Source organism: Stenotrophomonas beteli, assembly GCF_001431665.1.
GTDB classification, from domain to species: Bacteria; Pseudomonadota; Gammaproteobacteria; order Xanthomonadales; family Xanthomonadaceae; genus Stenotrophomonas; species Stenotrophomonas beteli.
Genome location: NZ_LLXV01000094.1, coordinates 1 through 9266, shown reverse-complemented (window position 1 = coordinate 9266; position 9266 = coordinate 1). Strand labels below are relative to the sequence as shown.

The following is a 9266-nucleotide window of genomic DNA, read 5'->3' as shown; positions in this document are numbered from 1 at the left end:
ATGCCGCGGACACCCCCGCAACCGGACCCACCTCGCCTTCAACAGATTTCCGCCGCTGTTGGGCTGCTGTCGGTAGGTGTCGACCTTGGTCGACACGTCGATCCACGCGTTGCGTGGATCGACGAAAGAATGATCGGAATGATTTTCTGTAGAGCCGAGCCATGCTCGGCTGAGAGGCTTCGCGTACGGCAGCCGAGCATGGGCTCGGCTCTACAAAGAGAGCCTGCCTTTGCTTTTGATCTTTGATTCTCTTCCGTGGCTGGCACGCGCAGCCCGCCCCGACCGGCCCAACTGGCAATGCCAGTCGACTAACAGTCGACTCTACCCGCGACCAGCCACGAGGGGCCCCGCCGTTGGCTGGAACCCATCATTCCATGACGGAATTGGCGCCCGGGCCCCGCTGGGCCTACCATCGGCGCTCCCCACCCCCACCACCCCTTCCATGTCCGCTCCCGCTTCCGCCGCACCGCGTCGCTGGTTCGTCGCCGGTGACTTCAATGGCTTCTTCGGCCTGGTCGTCGACAACCTCTCCATCCTCGGCTTCATCGCCATGGCCCTGGTCGGCATCTTCCAGTTCCCCGCCGACGTGGTATTCGGCCGCATGTTCCCCGGCACGGCGTTCGGCGTGCTGGTCGGCAACCTGCTGTACACCCTGATGGCGCGGCGCCTGGCCGCACGTACCGGCCGCGACGATGTCACCGCCATGCCGCTGGGCCTGGATGCGCCCACCAGCATCGGCATGGCGCTGCTGGTGCTGGGCCCGGCGTTCCTGGCCTTCAAGCAGCAGGGGATGGATCCGCACGCGGCCGGCATCGCCACCTGGCAGCTGGGCATGGCCGCGCTGGTCATCATGGGCCTGCTCAAGCTGGTGCTGTCCTTCTTCGGCGAAGCGGTCACCCGCGCGCTGCCGCGTGCCGCGCTGCTGGGCTCGATCGCCGGCATCGCGCTGGTGCTGATGGGCCTGTTGCCGCTGCTGGAAACCCTGCGTTCGCCGCTGGTTGGCTTCACCACGCTGGGCCTGCTGCTGTATGTGCTGATCGCCAAGGGCAAGTTGCCGGTGCGTGGTCCGGGCGTCCTGCTGGCCTTCGTGTTCGGCACCGTGCTGTATTACGGCCTTGGACTGGCCGGGCTGGGCGCGCCCGGCTTCCATGTGCCGGCGTGGGTGCCGCCACAGATCGTGCTGCCGCTGCCGACGCTGGGCTTCCTCGACGGCCTGCCCACCGCAATGACTTACCTGCCGCTGCTGCTGCCATTCGGTCTGCTGATGGTGGTCGGCGGCATCAACGTCTCTGAAAGCGCGCGTGCGGCCGGCGATGACTACCGCACCCGCGACATCCTGCTGGTGGAAGCGGTGGCCACGCTGGTCGCCGGCGTCTGCGGTGGCGTCGCGCAGACCACGCCGTACATCGGCCAGCCGGCTTACAAGCACATGGGCGCGCGTAGCGGCTATACGCTGCTGACTGGCCTGTTCGTCGGCATCGGCGGCATGCTCGGCATCATCTCCGGGCTGGTGCAATGGCTGCCGCTGGCGGTGCTGGCACCGATCATCGTGTACGTGGCCATCGACATCACCACCCAGGCGTTCCAGGCCACGCCGCGCCACCATACCGGTGCGATGGTGTTCGGCTTCCTGCCGTCGGTGGCCTACCTGCTGGCGATCAAGGCACCGGGCTGGATCGCACCGGACCAGCTGCCGCAGCTGCTGACCAGGCTCGATGGCCATGGCCTGCCGGAACTGGCGGTGATCTTCACCCTCGGCAACGGCTTCATCATCACTTCGATGCTGTGGATCTCGGCGGTGGCGGCGATGGTCGATGGCCGCCTGCGCCGTGCCTGCGGCTTCCTGTTGGTCGCGGCGCTGCTGACCCTGTTCGGCCTGATCCATTCGGTGGATCCGCGCGGTGGCATCTACCTGCCGTGGGATCTGGAGGGACTGGCGCGCATCATCAGCTGGCAGTTCGCTGGCGCCTATGTGGCGTTGGCGCTGTTGCTGGGGCTGCTGTCGTTGCAGAAGCAGCCGGTGAAGCCGATGGGGGAGAACAGCTGAGCCCACGGTAGTGGCGGCCGCTGGCCGGCACCCTCGTGGGCTCCGGTCGGCGGGTGCAGCTGCCGGCCAGCGGCCGGCACTACCGTTCGGCGTCCAGTTCCGGGTAGTGGCGGAAGATGCCGTTGGTGTTGAACGGCAACCGCCGCTCCGAGCCCAGATAGGCGGCGATGTTCGGCCGCTTCGCCACCCGCTCCTGCAGCGCACGCAGCAGGGGCAGGGTCGGCGCCAGTGCCTGCATGCGGCGTGGGAACATGTAGTCCAGCCCGCTCAGCAGCTGGAACAGCGACAGATCCACATACGAATGTTCGCGAAGTGCATGACGGCCACCATTGGCGGCCAGCACCTGCTCGAAGTAGCCGAGGAACTTCGGCAGCCGTTCGCCACGCAGGGATGCGGCCCGCGCCTTGGCTTCGGCCTTCTGATCTTCGTAGTATTTCGACGCGGCAATCGGATGATGGGTGTCATGCACTTCGGCCACCAGGTCGGCGATGGTCAGCTGCAACTGCAGCGCCTGCATCCGCCGCGAGGCCGCCTGCGGCACCAGGTCCAGCGTCGGGCCGAGGAAATCGAGGATGGCCGCGACCTGCGCGATCACCTGTCGCCCGGCCTTCAGGAACGGCGGCGCAAACGGTTGCGTGCCTTCGCTGCCACCGTCCAGGAACGATTGCATGACCGCATCGCCGTGCACCCGCGCCATGTCGATGTAGTCGGCGCCGGCATCTTCCAGCGCCAGCCGCACGAACTCGCCACGGCCCTGGATGCCGGTCCAGTAATACAGCGCGTACTGCATGGCGGCGTCTCCAAACGATGAGATCCACAGCCTCGCGCAGCGGGTGCAAAGCAGGCGTGAGTGCGCAGGCTCAACCCGAACGCCAGCGGAACACGCGGGGAACCGGCGGCAATCAGCAGGGTCACACCTTGTCCGTGCGGGTGAAAACGAGGGACTGCATCATGCAGAGTGGAAAAGCGGTATGGCCGTGGGTGTTGGGTGTGGTGGTGATCGGGAGTGCAGGCACGTGGTTGTTCCGCGATCAGCTGAAGTCCCTGGCCGACGGTGTTTCGGTGCCGGTGCAATCGACTCCTGCCGCCACCGGTACGCCGCCACAACCGCAGGCGGCCGCAGAGCCCGCGCCAGCACCACCGTCGATCAGGCATCCGCTGGATACCGAGGCCGCCGCCGACCCGGCGCTGCCGAAACCAGCTGACAGCGATGCCGCGGCCTGGGGCGCACTGAGCCAGCTGTTCCAGGGCGAGGGGCCGCTGACCCTGCTGCTGCGCGATCACCTGATCCAGCGCCTGGTCACCCAGGTCGACAACCTGGACAAGCCCAGCGTGCCGCCGACCGCGCTGGCCGCGCGGCCGCTGCCGGGCAACCTGCAGGTCGAGCCCGGCGAGGGCGGGGAGCGCATCGCCGCCAGCAATGCGGCGCGCTATGCGCCGTACGTGCAGGCGTTCACCGCGCTCGACCCGGCGGCAACGGCCACCGCCTACAAGCGCTTCTATCCACTGATCCAGCAGGCCTATGTCGACCTGGGCAGGCCCGAGGGCTATTTCAACGACCGCCTGGTGGCAGTGATCGACCACCTGCTGCAGACCCCGGAACTGGCCCAGGCGCCGCAGGTGACAGGCGATGAGCGCGGCCGCTATCGCTTCGTCGATCCCACCCTGCAGTCGAGGTCCATCGGCCAGAAGGCCCTGCTGCGCATGGACGCTGCACAGGCGCGGGCGGTCAAGCAGCAGCTGCGGGCGATCCGCACCGCGATCACCCACTGAGCCCTACGGCACGCGGAACTGATCGGGATCAACGCGCCGACCACACCCGCTCCGGCATGCTGGCCGCAGGCTGACTGGCCTCGGGGTGCAGTCGCAGCCACCCTTGAAACCGGGTGGGGCAACCGCATCTTTCCAGCATCGCCGGCGCAGGCCGGCCCTGATGACCGATGAGGATTCGCAATGCGGATGGACAAGCTCACCTCGCGTTTCCAGCAGGCGCTGGCAGACGCACAGTCGCTGGCCGTGGGCCGCGACAACAGCATCATCGAACCGGTCCACCTGTTCAGCGCGCTGCTGGACCAGCAGGGCGGCAGCACGCGCCCGCTGCTGGCCCAGGCGGGTGTGAACGTACCGGTGCTGCGCGAACGCCTGACCGAGGCGCTGGACGCACTGCCCAAGGTGTCCGGCCAGGCCGGCAACGTCTCGATGGGCAACGATCTGGGGCGTCTGCTGAACCAGACCGACAAGCTGGCCCAGCAGCACGGGGACGCCTTCATTGCCAGCGAGTGGTTCGTGCTGGCGGCGCTGGACGACGGCGGCACGCTGGGCATGGCGCTGCGCGCCGCCGGTGCCGACAAGACCCGCCTGCAGGCGGCGATCGACAAGCTGCGTGGCGGCGAGAACGTGCAGTCGGAAAATGCCGAGGAGCAGCGGCAGGCGCTGGAGAAGTACACCATCGACCTGACCGCGCGCGCCGAGAGCGGCAAGCTCGACCCGGTGATCGGGCGTGACGAGGAAATCCGCCGCACCATCCAGGTGCTGCAGCGCCGGACCAAGAACAACCCGGTGCTGATCGGCGAACCCGGCGTGGGCAAGACCGCGATCGTCGAAGGCCTGGCCCAGCGCATCATCAACGACGAAGTTCCCGAAGGCCTGCGCGGCAAGCGCGTGCTGTCGCTGGACATGGGCGCGCTGATCGCCGGGGCCAAGTTCCGTGGTGAGTTCGAGGAGCGCCTGAAGGGCGTACTCAACGACCTGGCCAAGAACGAAGGCCAGATCATCCTGTTCATCGACGAACTGCACACCATGGTCGGCGCGGGCAAGGCCGATGGCGCGATGGATGCCGGCAACATGCTGAAGCCGGCGCTGGCACGCGGCGAGCTGCACTGCATCGGTGCGACCACGCTGGACGAATACCGCAAGTACATCGAGAAGGACGCTGCGCTGGAGCGCCGCTTCCAGAAGGTCTTCGTCGGTGAGCCGTCGGTGGAGGACACCATCGCGATCCTGCGCGGGCTGAAGGAAAAGTACGCCGTGCACCACGGTGTGGAGATCACCGACCCGGCCATCGTGGCGGCTGCGACGCTGTCCAACCGCTACATCACCGACCGCCAGCTGCCGGACAAGGCCATCGACCTGATGGACGAGGCGGCCTCGCGACTGCGCATGGAGATCGACTCCAAGCCGGAAGAGCTGGACCGCCTGGAGCGCCGGGTGATCCAGCTGAAGATCCAGCGCGAGATGCTGAAGAAGGAAAAGGACGAAGCCTCGAGGCAGCGCCTGGCCGACCTGGAGAACGACATCGACGGGCTGGAGCGCGAGTTCTCCGATCTCAATGAAATCTGGAAGTCGGAGAAGGCTGCGCTGCAGGGCGCCACCAAGATCAAGGAGCAGGTCGAGCAGGCCAAGCTGGAGCTGGAAGCCGCGCAGCGCCGCCAGGATTTCGCCAAGATGAGCGAGATCCAGTACGGCCTGTTGCCGCAGCTGGAAAAGCAGCTGGCCGCGGCCCAGGAAGCCGAACACAAGGACTTCAAGCTGGTGCAGGATCGCGTGACCGACGAGGAGATCGCCGAGGTCGTATCGCGCTGGACCGGCATTCCGGTCAACAAGATGCTCGAAGGCGAGCGCGACAAGCTGCTGCGCATGGAAGAGGTGCTGCACAACCGCGTGGTCGGCCAGGAGGAAGCGATCAAGGTCGTCTCCGATGCGGTGCGTCGTTCGCGTGCAGGCCTGTCCGATCCGAATCGCCCGGCCGGCTCGTTCCTGTTCCTCGGCCCGACCGGTGTTGGCAAGACTGAACTGTGCAAGTCGCTGGCCGAATTCCTGTTCGACAGTGCCGACGCGATGATCCGCATCGACATGAGCGAGTTCATGGAGAAGCACAGCGTCGCCCGCCTGATCGGTGCACCTCCTGGCTACGTCGGCTACGAGGAAGGTGGCTACCTGACCGAGGCGGTGCGTCGCCGCCCGTATTCTCTGATCCTGCTGGACGAAGTGGAGAAGGCGCATCCGGATGTATTCAACATCCTGCTGCAGGTGCTGGACGATGGTCGTCTGACCGATGGCCAGGGCCGTACCGTGGACTTCCGCAACACCGTCATCGTGATGACCTCGAACCTGGGCTCGCACCAGATCCAGGACATGAGCACCGACGACAGCCCGGAGGCCTACACGCAGATGAAGGCAGCGGTGATGGGCGTGGTGCAGGCGCACTTCCGTCCGGAGTTCATCAACCGCCTGGACGACATCGTGGTGTTCCACCCACTGGACAAGCAGCAGATCAAGCAGATCGCGCGCATCCAGATGCGCGGGCTGGAGAAGCGCCTGGCCGAGCGCGGGCTGAAGCTGGCGGTGTCCGACGCAGCGTTCGACCTGCTCGGTAATGTGGGCTTCGATCCGGTGTACGGCGCACGCCCGTTGAAGCGTGCGATCCAGTCGCAGCTGGAGAATCCGCTGGCGCAGCAGATCCTGTCCGGCGCCTTCGTCAACGGCGATACCATCGAAGTCGGCAACGACGGCGGCCATCTGGTGTTCGCCAAGGCGTGACCCCCAACGGAGCGCTGCCTGAGCGCAGCGCTCCGTTGTTCGCGGGCTGCGCCGGGCCATGCCCGGCGATCACTCAGAAGCGGTGCGTGTAGCCGCTCATCAGTCCGAACTGGTTCGGTTTCTGTACGATCGGGCTGTCGGCGGCGTCGCCGAGCAGGCGCGTGCCTTCGGCCGCGATGTACCAGTTGCCATTGCGACCCACGCGGTGGCTCCACTTCAGGCCGACACCCGCGCTGACCAGGCCGGCCTTCGGTTTGTGTTCGGCAAAACCGGTGCGCGCGGCCTGTTCCGGACTGACGCCGTACCAGGTCTGCATGTAGCCACGGTTGCCGTAATCGGTGGAGACGCTGCCGCTGACCACGCCGCCGGCCAGGTCGAACAGCGGCATCGTCAGGTTCAGATGAAGCTGCTGGGTGGCCAGGCCGTTCTCGGCCTTGTCCTCGTCCTTGCGGGTGAACTGCCAGGAGCCGCTCAGCACGGCTTCGCCCAGCGTATAACCAGCCGAGATGCCGACCAGGGGACGGGCATCGATATCGCCCATGCCGAGCAGGAAGTCGGAACCACCGAGCAGCGAATCCTTGTCCTTGCGGATGCCGCTGGCACCGACATAGGCGCGCACGCGGGTGTGCTCGCCGATGGACGTGCCCCAGCCGATGCCGCTGGTGCCCAGAAACCAGCCACCCGGCGAGGTGACATCGAAGGACAGCATGGGCGACGCCTGGTACTCCTTGCTGCCACTGTAGCGTGGGGTCGCACCGGCGCCGGCGGCGACTTCGAAGGTCCAGTGGTCATCCTTGGCGTGGGCAATCGGCGCGGCAAACAACGGCAGCAGGGCCAGGCAGAGCAGGGTGGGGGAACGGCGAAGCTGGGACATGGAAACTCTCGGCAATGGGAGGAAAGCAGCGCGCGCATCCGGCGCGTGCCGCAGGGTTGCCAGCGTGGCGATACGCCGGCGACCGATCCGTCCGCAGTTGTGCGGGAGTTGTAAGCAACTGTAATCGCGCCCGTGGGCGTTCAGCTGGCAGCCAGCGGCCAGTGCATTTCCAGGCGCGCGCCGCCCAGCGTGGCGCGGCCGATGCGCAGCTCGCCGCCGTGGCGGACGGCAATGCGTCTGACGATGGCCAGGCCCAGCCCGAAGCCACCGGTATCGCGGCTGCGGCTGTTGTCCAGGCGGGTGAATGGGCGCATCACCTTCTCGCGATCCGCTTCGGCGATGCCGGGGCCGTCATCGTCCACGCGCAGGCAGGCGCGTCCGCCCACACCCACCAGCGACACTTCCACCTGCGAGCGCGCATGGCGCAGCGCATTGCCGACCAGGTTGCTCAATGCCAGCTGCAGCAGGCGTGGCTCGGCCTCCACCCGCGGCAGTGCACTGGGCTGCACGCGCAGCCCCAGGCCGGCACGTTCGGCATCACGGCGCGCATCGGCCATGCAGGCCTGCAGCCAGTCGTCGGCTTCAATCCGCTGCATCGGCTCGCCCTCGCTGGGATGCTCCAGCCGTTCGTAGGCCAGCAGTTCACTGACCAGCCGGTTGAGTTCGGCCAGGTCGCCGTGCAGCCCCTGTGCCAGCCGTGCCCGGCGTTCGCGATCGTCGCTGTCCTGCATCAGGTCCAGGCCGAAGGCGACGCGCGCGATGGGGGTGCGCAGTTCGTGCGAAATGGCATGGGTGAGGTCGCGCTGGCGCTGCACCAGCTCGGCCACGCGCGCGGCCATGCGGTTGGAGTGGTCGACAATGACCCGGATCTGCGAGCGTGGCGAAACCTGCGCGCGCGCCTGCAGATCACCGGCACCGATGCGGTCGGCATGCAGGCGCAACGCTTCGAGGTCGCGCCACAGCAGGCGCACCCAGGCATACAGGCAGGCACCGACCAGCAGCAGGATGCTGAGATAGGCCGCGATGGTCATGTACGTCGTCATCTGCACCGCGCCGGGCAGGCGCAGGTGCAGCCAGCGGCCGCCGATGCCGTCGATGGGCAGCAGCACCTGCTGGTACTGCTCGCGCACGATGAAGCCATCGGCCTTCACGGCCGCCTGTTCCTGCGCGTCGAGTGCGGGAGGTTTGCCGAGCAGGGACAGGGCGATGCCGTAGTGGGGCTGCCACTGCTGCAGGCGCTCACGCTGCTGGTCGGCATCCAGGCCGGCAAGGCCACTGCGCAGCGCGTACACCTGACCACGCACCTGCTGGACGAAGACGCGATCCTGCACGGGCGTGTAGATGCCGTCCAGGATGTGGTTGAGGAAGAACACCGACACCAGGAAGCAGGCACCCGTGATAAACCACAACCACAGGAACAGCCGCTTCATGCCGTCCAAGCCGACGGATTGAACTGGTAGCCACGGCCCCATACGGTTTTGATCCGCCGCGGTTCGCGCGCATCATCACCGAGCTTGCGCCGCAGCTTGCCGATGCAGACGTCGACGCTGCGGTCCAGGCCGTCGAAGCCGATGCCGCGCACCGCCTGCAGGATCTGGTCGCGTGACAGGATCTGCCCCGGCTGGCTGGCCAGCAGCCACAGGATCTCGAACTCGGTGGTACCTACCTCCACCGCCGCGCCGTGCAGGTGCACTTCGCGCTGCATGCGATCGATCAGCAGTTGCCCGTGCATCAGCCGGCTGGGCGTGCCGGTGTTGCTGCTGCCATGGCGGCGGCGCAGCAGGGCGCGCAGGCGGGCCAGCAGCA

General features: G+C 67.1%; 7 protein-coding genes. 3 read left to right on the top strand and 4 right to left on the bottom strand.

All coding sequences use genetic code 11. From position 1 onward, the window contains the following. Window positions 1-442 precede the first annotated feature (442 nt). Window positions 443-2047: a SulP family inorganic anion transporter gene (locus ARC23_RS19555; RefSeq protein ID WP_057498734.1), complete on the top strand. Its 1605-nt coding sequence runs from the start codon at window positions 443-445 to the stop codon at window positions 2045-2047. Between the two features lie 79 nt (window positions 2048-2126). Here ARC23_RS19555 and ARC23_RS19550 read toward each other — a convergent pair whose 3' ends face one another. Then, on the bottom strand, window positions 2127-2837 hold the full coding sequence (locus ARC23_RS19550; RefSeq protein WP_057498733.1) for a glutathione S-transferase: 711 nt from the start codon (window positions 2835-2837) through the stop codon (window positions 2127-2129). A 161-nt stretch (window positions 2838-2998) separates the two neighbouring features. Here ARC23_RS19550 and ARC23_RS19545 point away from each other — a divergent pair, with 161 nt between their 5' ends. Next, window positions 2999-3820 carry a DUF3014 domain-containing protein gene (locus ARC23_RS19545; RefSeq protein ID WP_057498732.1) on the top strand — a complete coding sequence of 274 codons (822 nt, stop codon included), beginning with the start codon at window positions 2999-3001 and terminating at the stop codon, window positions 3818-3820. Window positions 3821-4000: 180 nt separating this feature from the next. Beyond that, window positions 4001-6586, top strand: a complete 2586-nt coding sequence (clpB, locus tag ARC23_RS19540) for an ATP-dependent chaperone ClpB (RefSeq protein WP_057498731.1) — start codon at window positions 4001-4003, stop codon at window positions 6584-6586. Between the two features lie 73 nt (window positions 6587-6659). On the opposite strand, the gene ARC23_RS19535 is transcribed toward clpB, so the two are convergent. From ARC23_RS19535 to ARC23_RS19525, 3 genes are all read right to left on the bottom strand, one after another. Then, window positions 6660-7460 carry a MipA/OmpV family protein gene (locus tag ARC23_RS19535; RefSeq protein WP_057498730.1) on the bottom strand — a complete coding sequence of 267 codons (801 nt, stop codon included), beginning with the start codon at window positions 7458-7460 and terminating at the stop codon, window positions 6660-6662. A gap of 140 nt (window positions 7461-7600) precedes the next feature. Then, on the bottom strand, window positions 7601-8890 hold the full coding sequence (locus ARC23_RS19530) for an ATP-binding protein (RefSeq protein WP_057498729.1): 1290 nt from the start codon (window positions 8888-8890) through the stop codon (window positions 7601-7603). Then, a partial coding sequence (locus tag ARC23_RS19525; protein WP_203226382.1) for a winged helix-turn-helix domain-containing protein occupies window positions 8887-9266 on the bottom strand: 380 nt, incomplete at its 5' end. The genes ARC23_RS19525 and ARC23_RS19530, both read right to left, overlap by 4 nt.

Excerpts from the sequence above, each read along its gene's own strand:
- ARC23_RS19555 (WP_057498734.1), top strand. The coding sequence starts at position 443 with ATGTCCGCTCCCGCTTCCGCCGCACCGCGTCGCTGGTTCGTCGCCGGT.
- ARC23_RS19535 (WP_057498730.1), bottom strand. The coding sequence starts at position 7,460 with ATGTCCCAGCTTCGCCGTTCCCCCACCCTGCTCTGCCTGGCCCTGCTG.
- ARC23_RS19530 (WP_057498729.1), bottom strand. The coding sequence starts at position 8,890 with ATGAAGCGGCTGTTCCTGTGGTTGTGGTTTATCACGGGTGCCTGCTTC.
- ARC23_RS19545 (WP_057498732.1), top strand. The coding sequence starts at position 2,999 with ATGCAGAGTGGAAAAGCGGTATGGCCGTGGGTGTTGGGTGTGGTGGTG.
- clpB (WP_057498731.1), top strand. The coding sequence starts at position 4,001 with ATGCGGATGGACAAGCTCACCTCGCGTTTCCAGCAGGCGCTGGCAGAC.
- ARC23_RS19550 (WP_057498733.1), bottom strand. The coding sequence starts at position 2,837 with ATGCAGTACGCGCTGTATTACTGGACCGGCATCCAGGGCCGTGGCGAG.